The sequence below is a fragment of the Streptomyces sp. NBC_00457 genome (assembly GCF_036014015.1).
Lineage (GTDB): Bacteria > Actinomycetota > Actinomycetes > Streptomycetales > Streptomycetaceae > Streptomyces.
Genome location: NZ_CP107905.1, coordinates 2,048,542 through 2,071,590 on the forward strand (window position 1 = coordinate 2,048,542; position 23,049 = coordinate 2,071,590).

Annotated in this window: 22 protein-coding genes; 5 read left to right on the plus strand and 17 right to left on the minus strand. The window is 69.6% G+C overall.

The window, feature by feature from the left end; all coding sequences use genetic code 11:
• Window positions 1-6: 6 nt before the first annotated feature.
• From OG828_RS09500 to OG828_RS09520, 5 genes are all read right to left on the minus strand, one after another.
• Window positions 7-1,542, minus strand: a complete 1,536-nt coding sequence (locus tag OG828_RS09500) for an FAD-dependent oxidoreductase (protein WP_328500798.1) — start codon at window positions 1,540-1,542, stop codon at window positions 7-9.
• Window positions 1,539-2,048, minus strand: a complete 510-nt coding sequence (locus tag OG828_RS09505) for a PhzA/PhzB family protein (RefSeq protein ID WP_328500799.1) — start codon at window positions 2,046-2,048, stop codon at window positions 1,539-1,541. The genes OG828_RS09500 and OG828_RS09505 overlap by 4 nt, the downstream gene beginning before the upstream one ends.
• A complete protein-coding gene (locus tag OG828_RS09510) occupies window positions 2,045-4,072 on the minus strand; it encodes an anthranilate synthase family protein (protein WP_328500800.1) in 2,028 nt (675 codons plus the stop codon). The genes OG828_RS09505 and OG828_RS09510 overlap by 4 nt, the downstream gene beginning before the upstream one ends.
• Window positions 4,069-4,542 (minus strand): isochorismatase family protein, encoded by a 474-nt coding sequence (locus OG828_RS09515; protein WP_328500801.1) that lies wholly within the window; start codon window positions 4,540-4,542, stop codon window positions 4,069-4,071. The genes OG828_RS09510 and OG828_RS09515 overlap by 4 nt, the downstream gene beginning before the upstream one ends.
• Window positions 4,543-4,782: 240 nt before the next feature.
• A complete protein-coding gene (locus OG828_RS09520) occupies window positions 4,783-5,682 on the minus strand; it encodes an oxygenase MpaB family protein (RefSeq protein ID WP_328437488.1) in 900 nt (299 codons plus the stop codon).
• Window positions 5,683-5,978: 296 nt separating this feature from the next.
• Here OG828_RS09520 and OG828_RS09525 point away from each other — a divergent pair, with 296 nt between their 5' ends.
• Entirely contained in the window at window positions 5,979-6,497 is a 519-nt protein-coding gene (locus OG828_RS09525) for a lytic polysaccharide monooxygenase auxiliary activity family 9 protein (RefSeq protein ID WP_328352511.1), read from the plus strand.
• 51 nt (window positions 6,498-6,548) lie between these two features.
• A complete protein-coding gene (locus OG828_RS09530; RefSeq protein ID WP_328352514.1) occupies window positions 6,549-7,274 on the plus strand; it encodes a chitinase in 726 nt (241 codons plus the stop codon).
• A gap of 50 nt (window positions 7,275-7,324) precedes the next feature.
• Here the strand turns inward: OG828_RS09530 and OG828_RS09535 are convergent, their stop codons facing one another.
• The 4 genes from OG828_RS09535 to OG828_RS09550 all read right to left on the minus strand — a co-directional run bounded on the left by OG828_RS09535 (window position 7,325) and on the right by OG828_RS09550 (window position 11,808).
• Entirely contained in the window at window positions 7,325-8,161 is an 837-nt protein-coding gene (locus OG828_RS09535) for a carbohydrate ABC transporter permease (RefSeq protein ID WP_328437490.1), read from the minus strand.
• Window positions 8,158-9,168: a carbohydrate ABC transporter permease gene (locus OG828_RS09540; RefSeq protein ID WP_328500802.1), complete on the minus strand. Its 1,011-nt coding sequence runs from the start codon at window positions 9,166-9,168 to the stop codon at window positions 8,158-8,160. Before OG828_RS09540 ends, OG828_RS09535 begins: the two co-directional genes overlap by 4 nt.
• Before the next feature lie 2 nt (window positions 9,169-9,170).
• Window positions 9,171-10,475, minus strand: a complete 1,305-nt coding sequence (locus OG828_RS09545; protein ID WP_328500803.1) for an ABC transporter substrate-binding protein — start codon at window positions 10,473-10,475, stop codon at window positions 9,171-9,173.
• A 91-nt stretch (window positions 10,476-10,566) separates the two neighbouring features.
• Window positions 10,567-11,808 carry an aminotransferase class V-fold PLP-dependent enzyme gene (locus OG828_RS09550; protein ID WP_328500804.1) on the minus strand — a complete coding sequence of 414 codons (1,242 nt, stop codon included), beginning with the start codon at window positions 11,806-11,808 and terminating at the stop codon, window positions 10,567-10,569.
• Between the two features lie 244 nt (window positions 11,809-12,052).
• Between OG828_RS09550 and OG828_RS09555 the strand changes: the two genes are divergently transcribed.
• Window positions 12,053-12,742 (plus strand): FadR/GntR family transcriptional regulator, encoded by a 690-nt coding sequence (locus tag OG828_RS09555; RefSeq protein WP_328352529.1) that lies wholly within the window; start codon window positions 12,053-12,055, stop codon window positions 12,740-12,742.
• A gap of 1 nt (window position 12,743) precedes the next feature.
• Here the strand turns inward: OG828_RS09555 and OG828_RS09560 are convergent, their stop codons facing one another.
• Entirely contained in the window at window positions 12,744-13,559 is an 816-nt protein-coding gene (locus OG828_RS09560) for a YhjD/YihY/BrkB family envelope integrity protein (RefSeq protein WP_328352532.1), read from the minus strand.
• 468 nt (window positions 13,560-14,027) lie between these two features.
• Complete coding sequence (locus OG828_RS09565; RefSeq protein WP_443062379.1) at window positions 14,028-15,197, minus strand: Lrp/AsnC family transcriptional regulator; 1,170 nt, start codon at window positions 15,195-15,197, stop codon at window positions 14,028-14,030.
• Between the two features lie 65 nt (window positions 15,198-15,262).
• Between OG828_RS09565 and OG828_RS09570 the strand changes: the two genes are divergently transcribed.
• Together OG828_RS09570 and OG828_RS09575 are read left to right on the plus strand one after the other, a co-directional pair.
• Window positions 15,263-16,537, plus strand: a complete 1,275-nt coding sequence (locus tag OG828_RS09570) for an amidohydrolase family protein (RefSeq protein WP_443062380.1) — start codon at window positions 15,263-15,265, stop codon at window positions 16,535-16,537.
• On the plus strand, window positions 16,537-18,120 hold the full coding sequence (locus OG828_RS09575; protein WP_328500807.1) for an AbgT family transporter: 1,584 nt from the start codon (window positions 16,537-16,539) through the stop codon (window positions 18,118-18,120). The genes OG828_RS09570 and OG828_RS09575 overlap by 1 nt, the downstream gene beginning before the upstream one ends.
• 5 nt (window positions 18,121-18,125) lie before the next feature.
• Here the strand turns inward: OG828_RS09575 and OG828_RS09580 are convergent, their stop codons facing one another.
• From OG828_RS09580 to fdxA, 6 genes are read right to left on the minus strand one after another with little or no spacing between them, the layout of a single operon-like run.
• Window positions 18,126-18,920: an alpha/beta fold hydrolase gene (locus tag OG828_RS09580; protein ID WP_328500808.1), complete on the minus strand. Its 795-nt coding sequence runs from the start codon at window positions 18,918-18,920 to the stop codon at window positions 18,126-18,128.
• Window positions 18,917-19,981, minus strand: a complete 1,065-nt coding sequence (locus OG828_RS09585; RefSeq protein ID WP_328500809.1) for an LLM class flavin-dependent oxidoreductase — start codon at window positions 19,979-19,981, stop codon at window positions 18,917-18,919. The genes OG828_RS09580 and OG828_RS09585 overlap by 4 nt, the downstream gene beginning before the upstream one ends.
• A complete protein-coding gene (gene dmpG / locus OG828_RS09590; protein WP_328500810.1) occupies window positions 19,978-20,994 on the minus strand; it encodes a 4-hydroxy-2-oxovalerate aldolase in 1,017 nt (338 codons plus the stop codon). Before dmpG ends, OG828_RS09585 begins: the two co-directional genes overlap by 4 nt.
• The gene (locus OG828_RS09595) at window positions 20,991-21,929 is read right to left on the minus strand and encodes an acetaldehyde dehydrogenase (acetylating) (RefSeq protein WP_328500811.1); all 939 of its coding nucleotides are present in this window, start codon (window positions 21,927-21,929) and stop codon (window positions 20,991-20,993) included. The genes dmpG and OG828_RS09595 overlap by 4 nt, the downstream gene beginning before the upstream one ends.
• Window positions 21,926-22,726 (minus strand): 2-keto-4-pentenoate hydratase, encoded by an 801-nt coding sequence (gene mhpD, locus OG828_RS09600; RefSeq protein ID WP_328500812.1) that lies wholly within the window; start codon window positions 22,724-22,726, stop codon window positions 21,926-21,928. The genes OG828_RS09595 and mhpD overlap by 4 nt, the downstream gene beginning before the upstream one ends.
• Window positions 22,723-23,049 (minus strand): ferredoxin, encoded by a 327-nt coding sequence (fdxA, locus tag OG828_RS09605; RefSeq protein WP_328352560.1) that lies wholly within the window; start codon window positions 23,047-23,049, stop codon window positions 22,723-22,725. Before fdxA ends, mhpD begins: the two co-directional genes overlap by 4 nt.

Genomic DNA, 23,049 nt, shown 5'->3' on the forward strand with positions numbered 1-23,049 from the left:
TCGAGGTCAGTCCCTGGCCGCTGCTCTGCCCGCTTGGACGCCTGAGACGAGAGCGAGGCCGATCGTCGTTCCGGTCCCCGGGTAGGCGGACCCGAACGGGCTCGACGCGACGTTGCCCGCGGCGTACAGCCCGGGCACGGCCGTACCGTCGTCGCAGAGCACGCGCCCGTCGGGGTCGGTACGCGGGCCGCCACTCGTTCCGCCGAGTCCGAGGTGCACCGGAAGGGCGTAGAAGGGCGGCTCACGCAACGGCCCCAATGTCGGGTGCTCAGCTCGGGGATCGCCCATGACGCGGTCGTAGGGGTCTGCCCCGCGGTCGAAGTCCGGATCCAGGCCGTCGGCCGCCGACTGGTTGAACCGGCTGATCGTCTTCGCGAGAGTGCGGCCCGGAACATCGATGAGCCGCGCCAGCTCCGCCAGGGTGGCCCCTCGTCGTAAGGGCCGGACCGGAGCGATGGGATAGCGGCGGCGGTAGGCGGCGTCGACGATCAGCCAGGACGGCTCGGCGTTGCGGAAACCGTGTCCCGTGGCCCCGGACCGGTGCAACGACCGCCCCACCTCGTGGTAGCTCTGGGCCTCGTTGGTGAACCGGCGGCCATGGCGGTCGACCAGCACGGAGCCGGGGCGCGCACGCTCGGCGAGGAGTACCCGGTACACCGGCTCGCCGTCGATCGCGTCGTCGGGTATCCGGATCGTCGGGCACCACCAGGCCTGCGACATGTTCCGCAGCTCCGCCCCGGCGGCGATGGCCATGCGCAGTCCGTCACCGCGGGCGCCGGGCGCACCCGCGAGGCCGGGGACCGGGCCGCCCAGGAACCTGCGGACGAGCGCTTCGTCGCGTTCGAACCCACCGGTCGCGAGGACGACCCGTCCCGCGAGCGGTACGCCGTCGACCTCCACGCCGCTGCCCAGGAACCGTGTCGCTCTGGCGCGTGTACGGATGGCGACGCCGGCGTCGACGGCGGCGGTGAGCAGCGTGGCCACCAGCGCCTGCCCCGACGTGCGTGTCCCGGCGCGGGCGCGCTGCTCGATGAGACCGGGTGAGGCGTGTCCCGTGACGAGTTCGGTGAGGGTCGCCGGCGGCCGCCAGGGCAGGGCGGCACGCACCAGGGCGGCGATCTTCGGTGCGGCGTCGAACGGCCGTGGCTCGAGTGACCGGCCGCCGGATCTGTACGCGCCGGGCAGCGCACCATGGCAGTCCGGGATGGGAAGGGCGGCCCAGCGCAGCGGTGTCCTCTTCTCCAGCCATTGCGCCACGTGCGGCGCCTCGGCGACGAACCGGTCGAGTGCGGCGCCGTCCGTGTCCGCGGGCCCGCCGACGCGGCGGAGGTGACACAGGTAGGTGCGGGTGAGTTCGGGGCTGTCGTCGGCCGCGGGCGGCAGGTGGTTGTTCGGTAGCCAGACCGCCCCGCTGGACAGCGCGGTGGTGCCGCCCACCGTCGACGCCGCCTCCAGAACAGTGACGTCGGCGCCCGACTCCCGTGCGGAGAGGGCCGCGGCCAGGCCCGCCGCACCTGAGCCGACGACGATCACCGAGGTCATTTCACAGCCCCGTCATCCATGGGAATTCCGCCCCGCTTGACGACCGGCACCTGGATACCGAGGGCCCGCATCTGCTCACACGGGTTCATGAACTCCCGGATCTCCGTGATCAGTCCGCTGTCGAGGCGGAAGGAGTGGATGAAGTGGTTGCGGTAGATGCCGGGGGGATAGTCGGGGAAGAGGATCTGTCCTTCTCCGTCGCACTCGACCCAGATCCGGTTGGGATCCTGGGTCTCGTGGATCTCGATGTTGGTCCACCGCCAGTCGGGGAAGCATTCCAGCGACCACGCGGCCATCCGGTACAGGTTCTGCTTCCCCGCGACCGCCGCCGGTTGTCCGGTGTCGGTCGTCCACAGACCACCGACCGCGTCTTCGGTGAAGAGGTGGTGGCGACGGAGCCTTGCCGGGCCTTCCGTCATGGCCAGGTACCGCTCCACGGTGGCCCGGTTCGTACGGCGCAGTTCGGCGTCGCGGTCCCATCGCTGGGACGTTGTCTCCGGTGTCACAGTCGACCTCCTCGGTCGTCGGGTTCGGTGTATGTCAGCGCCTCTTCGATGCGCGCGGCGAGAATGGCGGGGCCGTTGCGGGTCAGCACCGACTCGGCATGGAACTGCAGGGAGGCGAAGTGAGGTCCGCGCAGTGCGTGGACCTCGCCGGTGTCGATGTCGCGGCTGATCTCCACCAGGCCGACGCCGGGAACGTCGAGCTTGTCGGCGTCGCTGTGCGCGCAGAAGGTGTTGTAGAACCCGACCGTTTCTTTCTCACCGAACAGCTCGATCTCGCGTTGCGTGCCCTGGTGGGGCTCGGCGCGGCGGCGCGTGTCCAGGCCGAAAATCAGGCTGAGTACCTGGTGGCTCAGGCACACGGCGAGGAACGGCTTCCGCTGGGCCAGCAGCATGCCGATCGCCCGGCGGACGTGCGACATTCTGGGATCGTCGGCGTCTTGGGGGTCGCCCGGCCCGGGCCCCATCACGACGAGGTCGTCCGCGTCCCACTCGTACGGTTCGTCCCAGCGCCGGACGGTCACCGTCAAGCCCAGCGACCGGAGTTGCGAAGCGATCATCGCGGTGAACATGTCCTCGGCGTCCACCACCAGGACCCTGCGCGGGGGCGAACCGGGCGCGAGTGCCGACGGTGCGTGCGCCTCGCCGAGCCAGAACCCGGCGAGGCCGCGTCTACGGCGATCGAGTGCTGCTCGCACGACGGGATGCTCGCCGAGCGGGCCGGGCTCTGCTCGTACGACGGGCTGCTCCCCGAGCGGATCGGACGGGCCGAGCGGGCCGGGCGCTGCCGATACGACGGGATGCTCCCCGAGCGGGTCAGGTGCTGCTCGTAGAACGGGATGCGGGCCCGGCGGGTCGGGGCGCATGGCCCTCAGCAGGGTCGCTGCCTTCGCGTGGGTCTCAGCCGCCTCGGCTGCCGGATCCGAGTGCCGCACCAGCGTCGCGCCGACGCCGATCTCGACCCGGCCCGTCGGGTCGAGATCGGCCGTGCGGATCAGGATGGCCGAGTCGAGGCAGGGACCGCCCTGGCCGTCCCGGCCGATCAGCGCGGCGACCCCGCCGTAGTAACCGCGTCCGGTCGGCTCGTACCGGGCGATCACTCGGCACGCGCTGGCCAGCGGGCTGCCGGTCACCGTGGGCGCGAACATCGTCTCCGCCAGGATGTCCAGCGGACGCCGGTGGGATCGGCCGGTGATGAGGTACTCGGTGTGCGCGAGTCGCGCCATCTCCTTGAGCCGTGGGCCCACGACCCGGCCACCACCCTCACAGATGCGGGCCATCATCTTCAGTTCCTCGTCGAGCACCATGTGCAGCTCGTCGGATTCCTTGTCACTGTCGAGGAACTCCATCAGTCCGGCCAGGCTGGGGCCGTCGGCGGGATAGCGGTACGTGCCGCTGATCGGGTTCATCACCGCGTTGCCGTGATGCAGGCTGACGTGGCGTTCCGGTGTGGCGCCGACGAAGGTGCGTGCTCCGGTGTGGATGAGGAACGTCCAGTACGCGCCGGACTCCTGCTCGCACAGCCGACGGAAGACGGTACGTGCCGCGGCGACGCGGTCGTCGGTGAGGTGCCCGACGAACGATCGTCTGATCACGAAGTTGGACCCCGCACCCCGGCCGATCTCGTCGGTGACGATCTGTCCGACCGTGCGGGCGTAGGTGTCGTCGTCGATGTCGAAGTGACCGTCCCGGAGTCGGACCGGCGTGTGCGGGATGAGCCCGAGAAGGTCGGGCAGCGGCACCACCGCCTGCTCGGTGATCCGCATCGCGGTCAGCGGCGCGCCGTCGTCGACGCATGCGAGGCCGCGTTCGCCGAGTTGCCGGTAGGGAATGACGGCGAGGACCTGGTGCCCCGGCTCGTCACGGTCCTCGGCGACCTGGATGCCGGCAAGCGTCTCCGGCTCGTACACCTCACCCGTCAGCACCTCGAGCCGGTGCGGACCGGTCCGGTCCGGACGGTGCAGCAGCGCGAACGGCGGCGGATCCGGCGCCAGCACCCGGGCGAGAAGGTCGGAGGCACCGGTCACGGCAGGACCTGTGCCCTCGTGCCCACGACGGCGCAGTGCCGCGCCGCGTACTCCATGGCGCGTCGGTGGTCCCCGGCCGAGAAGCCGGCGGTCGCGTCGGCCACGAGGAACGGCTGGATGTCGTTGCTGAACGCGTCGACCGCGCTGACCAGGACGCCCACGTGGGCGTACACACCGCAGATGACAAGCTGATCGGCACCGTGCCGACGCAGCCATGGCAGCAGATCGGTACGGCAGAACGCGCTGTACCGCCACTTCGTGAACACCGCGTCCCGCGGTCCGGGGGCGAGCGGTTCGGGCACATCGCGATGGGCCGGTACGGCTTCCATTCCGGCGCCCCAGAAGTCGGCCAGCAGACCGCGTTCGCGTGAGTTCATGCCACCGGGCTGCATCGTGTACGCCACCGGCATGCCCAGCTCCCGGCACCGGTCCCGCACCGAGACCGTGTTCCGTACGAGTTGTGCGGCCATGGATTCAGGTAAGGGGCGCAGAAAGAACTGCTGCATGTCGTGTATCAACAGAGCGCTGCGCCGCGGATTGACCGTCCAGGCGGCCACGTTGTGCGGGATATCCGCGGACGTCGGAAACGGATATGGCTCGATGGCCGGAATACCTGCCATGGGACACCCCAAGTTGTGCGGCGTTTCTCCGCTCACCCTAGGAAGATCCGTACGGAGCCGATTGAATCTCAGCGACACGCTGACGGAACATCAGCGCCTCGCCAACTCCAGATCCTTGAGCTCGGCGTTGGTGCGCCGGGTCCGTCGGAGGCGTTCGGTCAGTGGTGTGCGGGCATCGGGAAGCATGCGTTGGGCGTGGAACAGGGTCCTGAGAAACAGGCGGATGAACCGCTCGCGGCCAGGGCTGATCCAGCCGATCCGGTGCAGACGGCAGACTCGCTCTCCGGCGAGGTAGCGGGTCAGATCACGACCGAAGGCACGGAAAGGTGCCGGGAACCAGCGCTCGGCGAAGAAATACATCATCGCGGTGGCAACACGGTGGCCGGACTCCGTCGGTTCGAACGGCCGGGAGTCGAAGCTCCGGGCGAATTCCTCCATCGCGTTCCAGTCCTCGGGGAATGCCTCCCCGGCCAGAGGACCGGATTCGCGTTCCAGGAGGCGGAAGACAGCCTGCGCCCAGTGGTGCCAGGCGCGTTTCATGTGCTCGGGCATTCCGGGCAGGCCCAGCGAGGTCTGGTGCCGGTGGGCGAAGGTGGCCACCAGGACCAACGCGTAGACGTAGTCGTCGACGTCGTCGAAATTGCCGGGTAAGTGCGGGGTCCTTCTGGCGACGGCCATATGGATGCGATTCAGCCGCTCGGCGGCTTTGCGGCCCACCTCGCTGGAGACGCCGTCGACCATCCAGGCCACGAGGAAGTCGTTGCCGTCCTGGAAACGCCGGTGCGGCTTCGTCGCCAACTTTCCTGTGTGGTCCAGCGTGGCTGCCGCGATGCCTGGCTGCATCATGTGCATGGTGCCCGGATAGATCATCATCGCCAGGGCGAACTCGGGAACCCGGTGGTTGACGTAGAGCGAGATCATCCTCTCCCACTCGGTCTCCGGATCCATCCGGGCCAGTTCGCGGTCCAGCCACTTGTACCCACGGCGCAACGTCGGTTCCTCCCAGGGCGCGGCCTTCGGGGCGTGACGCTCACCCTAGGGAGACCGACGCGGCGCATCTTGTACCGCGGCGCCATCCCGACGGAACATCAGCGCCAGCCACAGGCTGACCGCCCTCTTAACTTCCGTCTCACGCACCACTCTTGACGCGTCCACGCTCGCCGGTATGGTCTAGTCCAAGCCCTTCGCATTCCTGGTCCCCCACCCATGAGAAGCCGACCCGCCGTACAGGGGTCCCCACACCCCCGCACCTCCTCCGCGGAACGGCTTCCAGTGAAGGAGAGAACATGCACGCAAGGAAGAAGACGGCCCTGCTCATCGGCGCGGCGCTCGCCCCGGTGATCGCCGTGAGCCTGCCCGCGTCCTCCGCGAGCGCACACGGCTACATCTCCAACCCGCCCAGCAGGCAGGCACAGTGTGCCGCCGGGACGGTCAGCTGCGGCGACATCACGTACGAGCCGCAGAGCGTCGAGGGCCCGAAGGGGCTGACCAGCTGCAGCGGCGGCAACTCCCGCTTCGCCGAGCTCGACGACGACGCCAAGGGCTGGAAGGTCACTCCGGTGAGCGGCACCACCGAGTTCCAGTGGAACCTGACGGCCCGTCACTCCACCAGCACGTGGCAGTACTTCGCCGGCGGACAGAAGATCGCCGAGTTCGACGACAACGGCGCCCAGCCCGGCGCGACGGTCACCCACCAGGTGAACTTCGGCGGCCTCACCGGCCCGCAGAAGGTGCTCGCCGTCTGGAACATCGCGGACACCTCCAACGCCTTCTACGCCTGCATCGACGTCAACGTCGGTAGCTGAATCGGCAGTTGACCCGCTCTCTCGCACCCTGATCCATGGAGTGATGTCCCCATGCGTCGACGTACGCTCGGGCTGCTGACCGCGACCGGTGCGGCAACCCTGCTCTCCTTTGCGACCCTCGCCCCGCAGGCCCTGGCGCAGAAGACGACGGCAGCCGCCGATTTCGTCGTCAGTGAAAGCCAGTTCAACCAGATGTTCCCGAACCGGAACTCCTTCTACACGTACAGCGGTCTCACGGCCGCGCTGAGCGCCTACCCCGGTTTCACCACGACCGGCAGCGACACCGTGCGCAAGCAAGAGGCCGCGGCCTTCCTGGCGAACGTCAGCCATGAGACGGGCGGCCTGGTCCACATCGTCGAGCAGAACGAGGCCAACTACCCGCACTACTGCGACACGAGCCAGCCGTACGGCTGCCCCGCGGGCCACGACAAGTACTACGGCCGGGGTCCGATCCAGCTCAGCTGGAACTTCAACTACAAGGCGGCGGGCGACGCATTGGGCATCGATCTGCTGGGCAACCCCGACCTGGTGCAGAACGACTCCGCCGTGTCCTGGAAGACCGGGCTCTGGTACTGGAACACCCAGACCGGGCCCGGGACCATGACACCGCACAACGCCATGGTCAACAGCGCCGGCTTCGGTGAGACCATCCGCAGCATCAACGGCAGCCTGGAGTGCAACGGCGGAAACCCGTCGCAGGTGCAGAGCCGCATCGACAAGTACCAGCAGTTCACGCAGATCCTGGGCGTGGACCCGGGCGGCAACCTCAGCTGCTGACGCCCGCCCCCCTCGGATCGCGCCCCGCCTCGCGGGCGGGGCGCGGTCCCTCAGCCTTTCACCGCGCCGGCGGTGAGCCCCTGGACGATGTGGCGGCTGGCGAAGGCGAACAGCACCATCGTGGGCAGGATGGTGAGGACCGCAGCCGCCGACATCGAGCCCCAGTCGATGTTGAAGCTGGAGATGAATCCGTTCAGGGCCGTGGGGACGGTCTTGTTGCTGTCGCTGTTCATCAGCGTCACCGACAGGAACAGCTCGTTCCAGCAGTTGACGAAGTTGAAGATGAACGCGGCCACGATCCCGGGACGCATCACCGGCAGCAGCACCCGGAACAGCGCCCCGAACCGGGACAGGCCGTCGATCATGGCGGCCTCCTCCAGCGCGTCCGGGATGTTCTCGAAGAAGCCGCGCAGCATCACCGTGCAGAACGGGATGCAGACGGCGATGTAGACGAGGATCAGCCCGAGCCGGTTGTCGACCAGCTTGAGGTCGGTCATCAGCAGGTACAGCGGTCCCAGCGCGATGAAGGTCGGGATCATCTGGGTGACCAACGCGGCCATCAACAGCGCCGACTTGGTACGGAACTCGAAGCGGGCCAGCACGTACGCCGACAGCATCGAGATCACCGTGGCCACCGCGCCCGCGACGGTCGCGACGATGAGGCTGTTGGTGAGGTAGACGCCGAAGTCGGCCTTGCCGAACAGTCCGTTGTAGTTCTCCAGCGAGAAGTGCTCGGGCCAGTAGGCGATCGGGAAGGCGAAGATGTCGCCGGGCGCCTTGAGCGACGTAATGGTGATCCAGTAGAGCGGGAAGACGGTGAAGACCAGCCACAGCCCCAGGAAGGCGAACTTGGTGGCCCGGCCGGCCGTGGACTCCTTGCCGATCACGGCTTCACCTCTCGCTTCTCGCGCGTGGCCAGAAGGAAGAACACCGCGAACACCAGCAGCGTGGCGACCACGATGAGGCCGAGCGCGGAGGCCCTGCCGTAGTCGCCCTGCTGGGTGATCTTGATCATCCAGGTGGTCACGATGTGCGTCTCGTTGTTGGGTCCGCCGCCGGTCATCCCGAAGATCAGGTCGGGGAAGTTGAAGATCCAGATGACGCGCAGCAGCACGGTCAGCGCGAGCGTGACCCTGATGTACGGGATCGTGATCTGGAACAGCGTGCGCACCTTGCCGGCGCCGTCGAGCGCCGCCGCCTCGTACAGCTCCTCGGGGATGGACTGCAGCGCGGCCAGGATCATGATCGTGAAGAAGGTGACCCCGTACCAGACGTTGGCGACCACGACGGCGAACATCGCCGTCTCCGGGTCGGCCAGCCAGGCGACCGGCTCGTCGATCAGCCCGGCCTTCTGCAGCAGGTCGTTGACGACGCCGAACTCGCTGTTGAACAGCCAGCGGAACAGGATGCCGATGAGGAATCCGGAGATCGCCCAGGGGAAGAAGACCAGCGCCTGGTAGAGGCCACGGAAGCGGAACTTCCTGCGCAGCCACAGGGCGAGCGCGAAGCCGATCACCAGTTGGGGCACGATCGACCCGAACACCCAGACAGCGGTGTTGCCGAGCACGGTGCCCCAGGCGGGGTCGGCGAAGACGTCGCGGAAGTTCTGCAGGCCCACCCAGGAGGTGTCGGAGAGATCCGTCAGATTCCAGTGGCGGAAGGCCATCTGACTGCCGGCGACCATGGGGTAGTACGTGAAGACCGCCACGAAGATCGCGGCCGGGGCCATGAAGGCGGCGATGAGCAGGCCGCGCCGGGAGGTGAACTCCGGCTTGCGGCGGCCCCGTTCCGCACCGCGGGCGGGTGGGGCGCCCCCCTTCCGGTTCCGGGAGGAGCGCGCCGACGCCGTTTTCGTCGTTTCCGTGGTACTCGTCGCTTCGGACGCGGTGGGCATGCCTACTGCTCCTGCTGCCGCTTCTCGGTCCAGTACGTGTCCCAGCCGGCCAGCAGTTCCTTGGGCGTCGTCTTGCCGAGCACCATCTTCTGGATGTCGGCGTCGGCCTTCTGCTGCCACTCGGTCCACCAGGCGACGCCGCGCGGCTGGCTGACGTTGAGGTACTTCTCCGGGTGCTCCGTCATGGTGACGTAGCTGGACCAGGGGCCGGTCTTGTAGAACGGGTCCTCGGTCGCCGACTTGAGGATCGGCACCAGGCTGTTCTTCTTGGTGAAGGTCGTCGACGCCTCTCCCTCGGAGAGGAACTCGACCAGCTTGACGGCCTCGGCCTTGTTCTTGCTGCCGTCCGCGACGCCCCATCCGGCGGTGGCCAGCGGCTGGACGGTCTTGCCGCTGGGGCCCGCCACCAGCGGGGCGGTGTCCCACTGGTCCTTCGTGATCGCCTTGGACTCCGAGACCGTGGCGATCACTTCGGGATCCTGGAGCAGGAAGGCCGTGGAGCCGTTGGAGAAGCCCTCGACCATCTCCGGGTAGCCCCAGGACACCGACGACTTCGGGGACGCCTGCTTGAAGAGCTTGAGGTAGGTCTCCATGGCGTCGAGGGCCTCGGGCGCGGAGAAGATCGTACTGCCGTCCTTGAGCTTGAAGCCGTCGGCGGGGTCGATCTCGTCGGCGACGTACGCCTCGATGACGGCGGTGGCGTTGCCGTTGGCGTTGGCCCCGCCGCGGAAGGCGTATCCGTACCGGCGCTCGGCCGGGTCGTGGATGGCGGAGGCCTGCGTCAGCAGTTCCTCCCAGGTGGCCGGCGGCTTGCTGAAGCCGGCCTCCTTGATGAGGTCGGTGCGGTAGAAGACGCTCAGGCCGTAGAAGCCGTACGGGACGAAGTACGTCTTGCCGTCAGCGGTCTCGGAGGCCTTCACGGCGTTCTCCGTCATGGCCTGCCAGCCCTTCCAGGGCCCCAGGTCCTTCTTCATGTCGTAGAGCCAGCCGTTGTTCGACCAGGGGCCCACGGTGGTGTCCCGCACCTCGAGGGTGTCCACGCCGCTGCCGGACTGGAGCATCTGCTGGATCTTCTGGTCGGCCTGCTCGGTGGGCGGGGAGATCAGATTGACCTTGATCTTGGGGTTCTGCTGCTCGAAGTCCGCTATGAGGTCCTTCAGCAGGTCCGTGCGGGCGGGGTTCGTCAGGCTCTCGACCATGTTGAGCGTGACGGTTCCGCCGCTCCCGCCACCGCTCATGGCGGAGCAGCCGGACAGGACCAACGCACTGGCTGTGCCGAGGGCGAGAGCTGCCGTCCTTCTTCTCATCGTGCCGACCTCTTCCTTGCTACGGCCGCGCTGGCAGCGGCTTCGGGGACGGGGGGTTGGAGGGGTGCGGGGGTTGGAGGGGGCGCGCCGCCTACGACGCGCCGGGCTGTTCGCGGGCCTCGCGGGCCCACTCGCCGAGGACGGGGACGCAGGCCTCGGCGAAGTACTCGTAGTCGGCCGCGGTGTTGTACACGTGGGCGGACAGTCGCAGGTAGCCGACGCCGCCGAAGCTGGTGAAGGCCGTCTCCACGCCCAGCTCCCGGGCCGCCCGGTCGCGCAGCGCGTCGGCCTCGACGCGGCTGCCGGCCAACCCCGCGGGCAGCCGCACCAGCCGCATGCCGGGAACGGGCATGCCCACGTCGACGGCACTGGAGACGCCGGTCAGCTCGGCGAAGGCGGCGCCGACGACGCGCTCGCCGTAGCCGGCCAGGTCGTCCATGTACCGGCGGGCGGTATTCCAGCCCCAGGTGCGCTCGATGAAGTCCAGTGCCGTCGGCGCCGCCAGGCAGCCGGTGACGTCGACCGTGCCCTGCTGGTCGAAGCGGTCGGGATACGGATCGGCGGCGCCCCACGAGTCGATCAGGGGGTAGAGCTGTTCGCGCAGTGCTCCGCGGGCGACCAGCGCGGCGGTGCCGCGGGGTGCGCAGCCCCACTTGTGCAGGTTGCCGACCCAGAAGTCGCACGTCAGCCCATTGAGGGGGGCGGCGATCAGACCGGGGACGTGGGCGCCGTCCACGAGCAGCGGGATGCCGAGCCGCCGGGCCTCCGCGCCGATCCGTTCCACCGGCATCCGGCGTGCGGTCGCCGAGGTGATGTGGTCGAGGACGACGAGGTCGGTGGCCTCGCTCAACTCGGCGGCGACGGCTTCGTACGCCTGCTCCTCGTCCGCGTCCAGCGGCACCCGGGCGGTGCGCACCCGGCCGCCCCAGCGGCGGGCCAGCCGTTCGGCACCCATGGTCACGGCGCCGTAGCCGTGATCGGTGACGACGATCTCGCCACCGCGGCGGCGCGAGAGGCCGGCGTACACGACGCTGACACCGGCGCTCGCGTTGGGCACCAGGGCGAGGTCGTCGGGGGCGACCCGCAGGAAGGCGGCGAGCTCGACCCGGGTGGCGGCGATCCGCTGCGGCAGCGCCGGGAACCACACCACCGGGGAGCGGTCCATCTCCGCCCGCAGCCGGCTCTGCCGCTCCTGCGCCACCAGGGGGACCGCCCCGAACGAGCCGTGGTTCAGGTGCTTCATCGCGGGGTCCAGCGACCAGGCCCCGGCGGCGGGCCGGCCGTCGGCCAGCAGCAGCGGGCGCGGGGCTGTGGTGACCTCGGTCTCGCTCACATGACTCCACATCTGCCGGACGGGCGCCATGGCAGGACATCGGACACCCGCCAAGGCACGTATGATGACTCGGCATCCTGGCAGTCGATTTTCCAGCAATCAAGGGGTCGGACAGCGATAGTCATCAGATGACTCTGGGTCGATACACACAAGACATCTGATGACTCGTAGTCCGGCGACTCGGTACAGTTCCGGGAGGGTCCGGATGCCGCCGCCGGCCCGTCAGGGTCACGGGAGGAGTCGGATGTCCGCAGTCGACAAGGCGTTCCACGGCCTACGGCACATGATCGGCACGGGGCGCCTCGGCGCGGGCGAGCGCATGCCGCCCGAAGGGGAGCTCTGCGAGGAACTCGGCGTCTCCCGGGGATCGTTGCGCGAGGCCGTACGGATGCTCGCGGCCCTGGGAGTGGTCGAACCGCGGCACGGCTCCGGCACCTACGTCTCCCAGCTCAGGCCGGAGGACGTCATCGGCAGCCTCTCGCTGACCCTCGAACTGCTGCCGCTGACCGGTCTGTTGGAGGTGTACGAGATCCGGAGGGTGCTGGAGTCCCATGTCGCGGCGCAGGCCGCGGCGCGCTGCACACCGGAGTCCGTGGAGACGCTCTTCTCCCTCATCGAGGACATGGAGGCCACCGCCGACCCCACCAAGGCCTCCGAGCTCGACCACCGCTTCCACGCCGAGATCGCCCGGATCGGCGGCAACCCCACCCTGGCCTCCCTGCTCTCCGTCTTCCGCGCCCGCTCCCGCAAGTACCAGGTCTTCACCCTCCCCGAGGGCCCGGAGCTGCGCCGCAAGAGCGACGCCGACCACCGCAACCTGGCCACCGCCATCGCCGACCGCGACCCCGTCGCCGCGGCCGGCGCCGCACAGGCCCATGTCGCACAGACGGAGCGGTGGCTGCGGGCCTTCATGCCTCCCGTCGAGGAAGTCTGATTCAGCGCTTTCGGGAGCGGGGGTGAGCGCGCGGGTGCGGGTGCGGGATGTGGTGCGGTTCGTGGAGGTACCAGTAGCGGCCGACGAGGGCGCCGCCGAAGACGACGAAGCCGACACCGACGAGCCAGGACGTCACGATCAGGACGGTGCCGACGGAACCGTACGAGTCCGCGTTGCTCACGATGAGCGGGGAGAAGACCAGGGAGGAGAACACACGCAGGCCGCCCAGGCCCACCATCGTGGCGATGGCGCCCGGCAGGAGGGCGCGCCAGGGGATCCGGCCGCCCAGCAGGAAGCGCTGCCCCCACCAGAAGAAGAGCACGCCGAGCAGCGTGCTCAGCACGATCCGCGCCCATGACCGCAGGGTTCCCGGCCCCAGCGCGGCCCCGCTCTGCGCTTCGGCGAAGAGGTAGGCCGTCAGCACGACAAGCCACACCACGCGTCGCCAAACGGTGTGCCAGCGCCCGGCCGGCAGGTCCCACACCTTCTCGTAGCCGGTCTGGACACTGCCCGCGAACGGCACGCCGAAGAGCGCGAGCAACGCCACGCTCAGGACGCTGATCGTGCTCAGCACCTTGCGGGGTGCGGCGAAGAGGTCCTGTACGGCGTCGGCGGAGCGCCCGGACAGCCCCATGCCGTCCACGACCCACAGGGCGAAGCCCCGTTCCTGGATCGGGGCCGCCGCCGCGACCACGATCAGCAGCGGGGCGATCGTCACCAGCCCGAGGGCCGCGAAGCCCATGGCCCGGTGCATCAGCTCCACTTCCCTGCCGCGCCGCCATACGCGTGTGCCCCTGACATGGAGGGAGCGGCGCACTTCCCTTGACCGGTGGGGGCGGGAGCGGGTGCGCGGGTGATTCGCGTTCGTGTCGGGCCGGTCGTGGGCCGGGGAACCCGGAGACTCAGGCGTCCCGGAGGAGTCCCGGGGGCCCGATGGACCGACCGGTTCCACGGGTCGGCCGGACGGGTCATGCCCGCCACCGCCGAGCGAGCCGCGGCAAGCCTGCTGAAGTGGGGACACGACCGCGTGGCGCATGCGTGGTCACCTCGTCCTGTTCCCATCGCGAGCGGCTGCTTCCAGCGTGCTCCCCCGGCTCCGGATGTGCGACCGACCCAGCGGCTCGGCGGGGGCCGGCGGGCAATACCTCGAGTTACAGACCGTCGCGAACGATGACGGCGACGATCTGGACAGCGTGGCAAGCGAACCGTCGAACTGACGAGTGTGGCGGCCTGCGCCGCGCCCGGCGGCACTGCTCCAGGACCGGGTGGACGCTACGGACTCCCGCTACCCCACCGAGAGATCCAAGCCCGCGGTCAGGTCCGAGGCGGACGGCAGCGGATCGTGCGGGTTCCGCAGCGGGACGACGCCCACGCTGCGGCCGTCCCGGTCCAGCAGCCGGCCCATGTGCTTGACCGTGCGCAGCACCACCGAGCGGTCGCCGATGGTCAGGCGCGGCAGCCGGCGCGACAGGTGGGCTTCAAAGACGTGCACGTCGGCCAGCGTCCGCAGCCAGACATCGATCACGAGGTTGTTCGGCCCCGCCGTGATCCCACACGACCTGACCTCTCGTACACCGGCCAGCACCCGGGTCGTCTCCTCCAGGTACTGGCCCGGTACGGACGCGAAGTACACCGCGGACAGCGGCCATCCGGACAGCGGCCGGGCCAGGTCGCAGCGCAGGCTCACCCGTGAGGCGAGCAGCGACTGGAGTCTGCGGCGCACCGTCGTCAGACCGGCGTCGGTCGCCGCCGCCAGACTGCGCAGGGACATGCGGCCGTCCGTGCTCAGCAGTTCCATGAGGTGTGCGTCCAGGGTGTCCCAGCTCGCCGTTTCCGCCATGGCCGACGGCACGGGCAGGGCCGCCTCGATCCGCGCGCACTGGGCGGCGTCCAGGCTGCGCAGCCTCCACCGGCTGCCCTCGGTGGGCACGCCCGTGGACACGTGCGTACGTGTGGCCCGTACCCCCGGGGTCCCGTGGAAGAGCAGGGTGGTGAGGTGGGCCAGTTCGTTCAGGTCGCGGGCCTGCACGGAGGCCACCAGGTCCCGGCCGCCCGCCATGAGCTTGATGTTCGCCACCGCCGACTCCGCCGCGAGGACCTGCGCCACGTCCTCCGCCGCGCCCGGTTCCGAATCGACCTCCACGACCCCGCTCACCACGATCCGGGAGTTCGACAGCCGCGGATAGGCCGTCACCCATGCCAGACCGGCCTCCTCCAGCCGTCGCCAACGCCGGGCCGCCGTCACCGGGTTGATGCCGAGCACCTCGCCGACCAGGGTCCACGAGGCCCTGGGGCGGATCTGCAGCGCGTGCACAACGGACCGGTCGAGCTCGTCCAGCGTCGTCGCGGCACGATCCTGCGCCCCTCCGGGCGGCGTATTCCTGCGCGTCTCGCGGGAATCGAGGCAAAAAGCTGCACCGTCACACCGGGTTTTCTTGTGCATTCCACACTCCATTCGCCTGTAACTGATGCCACATTCCCGATATCGGAGGAGTGATTCCGCCCGCCATGACGGATGCCATGAAGCAAGAGCGAGAGACCGTCAGGACCGCGCTGCGGTTCGACAACGCCCGGCTCATCGACGGCACTGGGGCAACCCCCGTGAACGACGCGGTTGTTGTCGCCGATGCCGAGGGAACCATCACCTACGCCGGCCCCGCCGCGACGGCGCCCGACGACACCGCAACGACGAAGACCGTCGACGTCGGCGGCCGTACTGTCCTGCCCGGGTTCTTCGACTGCCATGTCCATCTCGCGTACGCGCAGGGCTCGCCGCCCGGTCGCCGCGCCGAACTCGACCCCGTGCTGGTCACCTTGGACACCGCCGCGCGGATGCGGCAGACCCTCGACGCAGGCATCACCACGGCCCGTGACGTGGGCGGCCTGTCCGCGGGCTACCGCACCGCCGTCGAGACGGGCCGGATCGTCGGTCCCCGGCTGCACACGGCCGTACGGATCATCAGCCACACCGGCGGGCATGCCGACGTACGCCTGCCGGACGGCACCGATCTGAGCGCAGGGATGTCCGAGATCGCGGACACCACCGACGCTGCCCGCCTCGCCGTACGCCGCGTTCTGCGCGACGGCGCCGACTTGGTGAAGATCTGTGCCACGGGCGGCATGGGCAGCCCGTACGACCAGCCCGACGACGAGGGCCTCCTGGAGGAGGAGATCCGGGCCGTCGTGGACGAGGCCCGGCGGCACGGGGGCAAGCCGGTCGCCGCGCACGCCCAGGGCAACGCGGGCATCCTGAACGCCATCCGGGGCGGGGTGACCAGCATCGAGCACGGCTACGGACTGGACGAGCGGGCCCTGGAGTTGGCAGGCGAGCGCGGCACCTTCGTCGTACCGACGCTGTCGACCGTGTACGCCGGGATCAACAAGGACACGATGCCGGACTACCACTACCAGAAGAAGGTCCGCTGGTCCGGGCTGACCAAGGAGAACATCGCCCGTGCCATCGAGTACGGAGCCCGGATCGCGCTGGGCACCGACGCCGCCGTCGGCCCGCACGGCGTGAACCTGATGGAGCTCAGCTACCTGGTGGACCTGGGCATGGACCCGATGGCCGCCATCGTCGCCGGGACCCGCACCTCCGCCGAACTCCTCGGCGTCGCCGACCGATTGGGCACGCTGGCCCCCGGCCGCACCGCCGACCTGATCGTCTGCGACGGCGATCCGCTCACGGACATCGGCGTCCTCGGCGATCCCGCCAACATCGTCTGCGTCGTCCAGCACGGCGTGATCCGCAAGGACCTCCTGCTCCCAGGAGCCACGACCGGAAGGCAGCCCTGATGTCCTCCTCATTGACCGGCCTCCCCGGCCCGGACAGCAAGTCCCCGAAGTCCCCGGACACCGAGCGGCGCGGCGCCCTCGACCGGGTGCTCTCGCTGATCGAGCGGGCGGGCAACTCCCTGCCCAACCCGATCGTCCTGTTCGCGGCGCTGTTCGTACTCCTGGGTCTCGTGTCCACCGCCCTCTCCCTTGCCGACGTCTCCGTCGACGTCCCCGGCACCGACGACACCAAGCTGGTCACCGGGCTGTTCACCGGCGAGGGACTTCGCTGGCTGGTGGAGAACCTGATCCCCAACTTCGCGACCTTCCCGCCGATCGGTGCCGTACTGGTCCTGATCATGGTGGTCGGGCTCGCGGAGAAGGTGGGCTTGCTGGAGACCCTGATGCGGGCCACGCTCGCCCGGGTGCCGCGCGCCGTGCTCCCGTACGCGGTGGCGCTCATCGCCAGCCAGGCGCACATGATGAGCGACGTCGCCGCCATCGTGCTGCCGCCGCTGGCTGCTCTGGTCTTCAAGAGCGCCGGACGTCATCCCGTCGCGGGTCTCATCGGCGGCTTCGCCTGTGTGACGGCGGGATACTCCGCCGGCTTCACCATCGGCTCGCTCGACGCCCTGTACGTCGGGATCACCCAGCAGGCGGCCGCGGTGCTCCCGGCCGCCGCCGGACTCGACATCCATCTGCTGATCAACTACTTCTTCACCGCGGCGAGCAGCATCGTGCTCGCCCTGCTCGGCGGATTCCTCATCAGCCGTGTCCTGGAGCCACGGTTGGGGACGTACGAGCCTGCCGCGGACGAGCCCGAGCAGCAGGACCTCACCCTCACGCCCGTCCAGCGCCGAGGGCTGCTCCTCACCGGCCTGGTCGTCCTCCTTTACCTGGGCGCGGTCCTCGCCCTGTGGCTGCCGCCGGGGGCGCCGTTGCGCGGCGAGGGCGGGGCCTTCGTGCCTTCGCCCTTGCTCAGCGGCATCGTCCCCGTCCTCTTCGGGGCCTTTCTGCTGGCGGGACTCACGTACGGCATCGCGGTCAAGAAGGTCAACCGCACCGAGGACGCGGTCACCGCCGTGACCGACTCGGTGAAGAACATGTCCGGCTACATCGTCATGATGTTCGTCGCCGCGCAGGTCATCGCGCTGTTCACGTGGTCCAACGTCGGAGTGCTGCTGGCGGTGAAGGCCGCCGCGCTGTTCGACTCCATGGGAGTGACCGGCTTCTGGGCGATCGTCGTGTTCGTCCTGCTGGCTTCCTGTCTCAACCTTTTCATCGTCTCCGGCTCGGCCCTGTGGTCCCTGGTCGGTCCCGTCTTCGTCCCCGCGTTCATGCTGATGGGCATGAGCCCGGCGCTCAGCCAGGCGGCCTTCCGTATCGGCGACTCCGCGACGGGCGCCATCACCCCGATGAACCCGTACGTCTTCCTCATCCTGGCCATGCTCCGCCAGTACGAGCCGGAGGCCAGGCTCGGCACCCTGATCTCCCGGCTCGCGATCTTCGTGGCCCCGTTCCTGGCGGTGTGGCTGGTGATCCTGGGGATCTTCTACGGGTTCGATCTGCCGCTCGGGCCGGGTGCGCACATCGGCCTCAAGTGACCGGGTTACCTCCCCGCCACCCATTCCAGGACGACCTTCGAGAACTCCTCGGGCAGTTGCTCCAGGGCCGGGACATGGCCGCCGGACAGGACGCGGGTCTCGCAGCCGAGGGCGGCGGCGAACTTCTCCAGGGAGGGCAGGGAGTAGTGGTCACCAGGGGCGCAGACCGCGAGGGTCCGGGCCGTGATGCGAGGCAGACGTTCGTCCATCACATAGCGCCGCACCGCCTCATGGCCGTCCTCCACCCGGTCGAGGACGGTCAGCGCGTCGACCATGAACCGGTTGAGCGCGGCCTCCTCCCCTTCCTGGTAGAAGCCGCGGCGCCGGTTCCACAGCTCCTGCAGGTGCGAGCCGTCGGGCTTCGGGTCGACATGGTCGACGGGTTTGCGCGTGGCTGCCGTACGCCGTTTCTCCTCGTCGACGAAGGAGGTCGCGGACAGCAGGAGGCTCGCGACCCGGTCCTGGTGGCGGGCGGCGAGTTCGACTGCGATCACCCCGCCCGTGTGGTGCCCGACGAGATGGAAGCGGTCCAGCTCCAACGCTTCGATCAGCGCGTCGGCGGCGTCGGCGAACCGCTCGATCGAGTGCGGCCCCTCGGGTTTCGCGGAGGCGCCGAAGCCCAGGGTGTCCATGGCGATCGCCCGGTGTTCGGCGCCGACCAGGGGCAGTACGTCGAGATACTCGGTCCAGGAGCGCGGGGTCTGGTGGAGCATCAGTACGGGCTCGCCCCTGCCGCATTCGGCATAGTGCAACTGCCCGAAGGGGCTGGGGACATAGCCCTTGCGCAGGGTGTGCGTCATCGGTGGCCTGCCTTCGCTGGGCTGGGAAGGGAGAGCGCCGGCAGCACCGAGGCGCCGACGGCTTCGATCAGTTCGGTGGGCGGATCGTAGGAGCCGACATGCTGGAGGAAGACCCCCGTGACTCGCGCCCTGTGCAGGGCCCGGAGGCGTTCGATGATCTGCTCGGCGGTACCGAACAGGCAGAATTCCCGGGCGAATCGGAGGACCGCCTCGTCACTGATCCATGCCGAGCAGATCTCGACCGCCCTGTCCCAGTCCTCGGCATGCACGAGGTCCGGGTAGATGCCGTCGATCCTCGCGGGTACGTCGACCTCGATCCCGGCGAGGGCGAGAAAGGGCGCTCCGCCGTTCTGCGCGATCGAGGCACAGACGGGTTTGAGCAGCCGGGCTTCGGCCTCGATGTCGTCGGTCACCGAGCAGAACGCGGAGACGGTCAGCGGAATGTCGTCGGCGCTCCGGCCCGCCGCCTCGGCCCCTTCGCATACGCGGTCGGTGGCGCCCTTCAGCGTCCTCGGCGAAACACCGCTGAGGAGGATCACGCCGTCGGCGATCTCACCGGCGAGCCGCAGGTTCTTCGGACCGCTCGCGGCCAGGTGCAGGGGTACTCGGGGCTGAGGATCGCGCAGTCGGGAGCGGACCTTGCCCTCGAAGTCCCACTCGTTGCCGTCCAGCAGCGCCCGCACCATGCCGAGCCCCTCGCGCATCGCCGCCGAGGTGGTCTGGCGCAGGCCGATGGGACCGACCGAGCTGTTGCCCACGCCGAGACCGAGGGTGAACCGGCCGGAGGCGAGTTCGGCGACACTGCGGGCCGCTGATGCGACGACGGCCGGATGGCGGGTCGCCAGGTTGGTGACCGCCGTACCGAGGCCGATCCGTTCGGTGCCCAGGGCGGCGGCGGTCAGTGTGGTGAAGACGTCCCGCCACAGGAGCTGGGAGTCCGGGAACCAGACGTCGTCGAAGCCGAGTTGCTCCGCTCGTCGTACGGTCTCGACGACACGGTCCGCGCGGTCGCAGGGCGGGACGCGGATGCCGATCCGGAGCGTCGCCCGCGGGACGCTCATGCCCGCTCTCCCGCTGCCGCCAGGTCGAGGGCGATGTCGGTGATCATGTCTTCCTGGCCGCCGACCATGCCGCGCCGGCCGACCTCGACGAGGATCGCGCGGGTGTCCAGGCCGTAGCGGGCGGCGGCGGTCTCGGCGTGGCGCAGGAAGCTGGAGTACACCCCCGCGTAGCCAAGGCTGAGGGTTTCGCGGTCGACGCGGACGGGTCGGTCCTGGAGGGGTCGCACGAGGTCGTCGGCGGCGTCCATGAGCGGGAACAGGTCGCAGCCGTGTTGCCAGCCCATGAGGTCGGCGACCGCGATGAACGCCTCCAGGGGACAGTTGCCGGCCCCGGCACCCTGCCCGGCCAGGGAGGCATCGACGCGGGTGCAGCCGTTCTCGACGGCGATGACCGTGTTGGCCACGCCCAGCGCCAGGTTGTGGTGGGCGTGGATACCCAGCTCCGTTTCCGGGTCGAGCACGTCGCGGTAGGCGCGGAAGCGGTCGCGGACGCCGTCCATGGTGAGCCGGCCGCCGGAGTCGGTGACGTACACGCAGTGTGCGCCGTAGGACTCCATGAGCCCCGCCTGGCGGGCCAGTTCGGCGGGCTCCGCCATGTGGGACATCATCAGGAACCCGGCGACATCCATGCCCAGCTCACGGGCCGCGGCGATGTGCTGGGCGGAGATGTCCGCCTCGGTGCAGTGGGTGGCGATGCGCACCGAGCGGATCCCCAGGGAGTGCGCCCGCTTGAGGTCGCTCACGGTGCCTATGCCGGGCAGCAGCAGGGTGGTCGGGGTCGCCTGCCGGACCGCGTCGGTGACGGCCTCGATCCACTCCCAGTCGGTGTGGGCTCCTACGCCGTAGGTGATGCTGGAGCCGGACAGTCCGTCGCCGTGCGCGATCTCGATGGCGGCCACCCCTGCCGCGTCGAGGGCGGCGGCGATGGTGCGTGCCTGCTCGACGGTGTAGCGGTGCCGGATGGCGTGCATGCCGTCGCGGAGGGTCACGTCCTGCACGTACAAGGTGGTCACTTGGCCGCCTCCGTCCGGTGTGCGGCCAGGCGTTCCGCGGTGCGCAGCGCGGCCGAGGTCATGATGTCGAGGTTGCCGGCGTAGGCCGGGAGGTAGTGGGCGGCGCCCTCCACCTCCAGGAACACCGAGACCTTCACGGGGGCGGGGTCGGCGGGCACGAGCATGCGCAGCGGGTCGTCGGCGGCGACCTTGTCGAACTGCACCTTCTGCTTCAGCCGGTAGCCGGGGACGTACGCCTGGACCCGTCCGACCATCGACTCGACGGACGCGGTGACGGCCTGCTCGTCACAGTCGGAGACGAGGCAGTGCACTGTGTCCCGCATGATCAGCGGCGGTTCCGCGGGGTTGAGGACGATGATCGCCTTGCCGCGGGCCGCGCCACCCACCTGCTCGATGGCGGAGGCGGTCGTCTCGGTGAACTCGTCGATGTTCGCCCGGGTACCGGGGCCCGCCGAGCGGGAGGCGATGGAGGCGACGATCTCCCCGTAGTGGACCGGTGTCACGGCCGAGACGGCGGCCACGACGGGGATGGTGGCCTGCCCGCCGCAGGTGACCATGTTGACGTTTCCGGCGTCCAGGTGGGCGTCCGCGTTGACCGGCGGCACGACATACGGACCGATCGCCGCCGGGGTCAGATCGACCACCGTGCGCCCGAGACCGCGCAGCACCTCGTCATGACGGCGGTGGGCACCCGCCGAGGTGGCGTCGAAGACGATCCGTACGTCCGCGAACTCATCCAGTGCGACCAGCCCGTCGACGCCCTGATGCGTGGTGGCCACCTTCAGCCGGCGGGCGCGGGCGAGACCGTCGGAGTCGGGATCGATGCCGGCCACCGCCGCCATCTCCAGGCACTCCGACAGCCGCAGCACCTTGATCATGAGGTCAGTGCCGATGTTGCCCGAGCCGATGACGGCCACCTTGGTACGGAAACTCACGACCGGTCTCCTTCCATCGCGAACCCGACCGCCACCCGGCCCAGTTGACTGATACGCGCCTCGAACCGGTCCCCCGGCACCGCGATCGCCATCGGACCCAGCGCCCCCGTCAGCACCACATCCCCGGCCCGCAACGGATCCCCCATCCCGGCCAGCGTCGCCGCCAGCCACACCGCCGCGTTCAGCGGACCGCCCAGGCAGTCGGCACCGGTGCCCTCGGAGACCAGCTCGCCGCCGCGGGTCATCGTCATCCGTACGCCGCGCAGGTCCAGGCCTGTCAGCGGTACGGGGGTGCCGCCGAGCACGAAGAGGCCGCTGGAGGCGTTGTCGGCGACCGTGTCGACGATGGTGATGTCCCACTCCGCGATCCGGCTGTCCACGATCTCCAGCGCGGGCAGTGCGAAGTCGGTGGCGCGCAGCACATCGGCCACCGTGCACCCGGAGTGCGGCAGATCCGCGCCCAGGACCAAGGCGACCTCCGCCTCCACCTTGGGCTGAAGCAGCCGCCCGGCCGCCACCTCACCACCCTCCGGGACCGCCATGTCGGCGAAGAGGGCCCCGAAGTCGGGCTGGTCCACGCCGAGTTGGGCCTGCACGGCGGGCGACGTCAGGCCGATCTTCCGGCCGACGATCCGACGCCCGGCGGCCACGCCCCGCTCGACGTTCGCCCGCTGCACCGCGTACGCGGCGTCGATGTCACCCTCGGGCAACAGGGCGCGTACGGGCGGGCAGGCCGTACCCGTGCGACCCGCCTCGACGAGCGTGTCCGCGACCTTGATCACCTCGGGGGCGGTCACGAGCCCACCTGCGCGATCAGAGGCGACTCGGCGTCGACGGGCCCCACACCGCTCGCACCGCCCGGCGTCCCCAGCGGTTCCGTCCGGCCGGGCAGCACCACCTCGAAGAACCGCCGGTTGTCCTCCCGGTGTTCGGGTTCGGCGCGCCGGTCGACAGTGATCGCCTGCTCGGGGCAGGCGACCTCGCAGGCACCGCAGTCGATGCACTCCATCGGGTTGATGTAGAGCTTGCGGGCGCCTTCGTAGATGCAGTCGACGGGGCATTCCTCGACGCAGGACCGGTCCATGATGTCGACACAGGCCGACCCGATGACGTACGTCAT

What these genes read in the sequence shown, in the direction of transcription:
- OG828_RS09500 (WP_328500798.1), bottom strand. Translation starts at nt 1,542, where the DNA reads ATGACCTCGGTGATCGTCGTCGGCTCAGGTGCGGCGGGCCTGGCCGCG.
- OG828_RS09515 (WP_328500801.1), bottom strand. Translation starts at nt 4,542, where the DNA reads ATGGCCGCACAACTCGTACGGAACACGGTCTCGGTGCGGGACCGGTGC.
- OG828_RS09525 (WP_328352511.1), top strand. Translation starts at nt 5,979, where the DNA reads ATGCACGCAAGGAAGAAGACGGCCCTGCTCATCGGCGCGGCGCTCGCC.
- OG828_RS09530 (WP_328352514.1), top strand. Translation starts at nt 6,549, where the DNA reads ATGCGTCGACGTACGCTCGGGCTGCTGACCGCGACCGGTGCGGCAACC.
- OG828_RS09540 (WP_328500802.1), bottom strand. Translation starts at nt 9,168, where the DNA reads ATGCCCACCGCGTCCGAAGCGACGAGTACCACGGAAACGACGAAAACG.
- OG828_RS09545 (WP_328500803.1), bottom strand. Translation starts at nt 10,475, where the DNA reads ATGAGAAGAAGGACGGCAGCTCTCGCCCTCGGCACAGCCAGTGCGTTG.
- OG828_RS09555 (WP_328352529.1), top strand. Translation starts at nt 12,053, where the DNA reads ATGTCCGCAGTCGACAAGGCGTTCCACGGCCTACGGCACATGATCGGC.
- OG828_RS09565 (WP_443062379.1), bottom strand. Translation starts at nt 15,197, where the DNA reads ATGGAGTGTGGAATGCACAAGAAAACCCGGTGTGACGGTGCAGCTTTT.
- OG828_RS09570 (WP_443062380.1), top strand. Translation starts at nt 15,263, where the DNA reads ATGAAGCAAGAGCGAGAGACCGTCAGGACCGCGCTGCGGTTCGACAAC.
- OG828_RS09575 (WP_328500807.1), top strand. Translation starts at nt 16,537, where the DNA reads ATGTCCTCCTCATTGACCGGCCTCCCCGGCCCGGACAGCAAGTCCCCG.
- OG828_RS09580 (WP_328500808.1), bottom strand. Translation starts at nt 18,920, where the DNA reads ATGACGCACACCCTGCGCAAGGGCTATGTCCCCAGCCCCTTCGGGCAG.
- OG828_RS09585 (WP_328500809.1), bottom strand. Translation starts at nt 19,981, where the DNA reads ATGAGCGTCCCGCGGGCGACGCTCCGGATCGGCATCCGCGTCCCGCCC.
- fdxA (WP_328352560.1), bottom strand. Translation starts at nt 23,049, where the DNA reads ATGACGTACGTCATCGGGTCGGCCTGTGTCGACATCATGGACCGGTCC.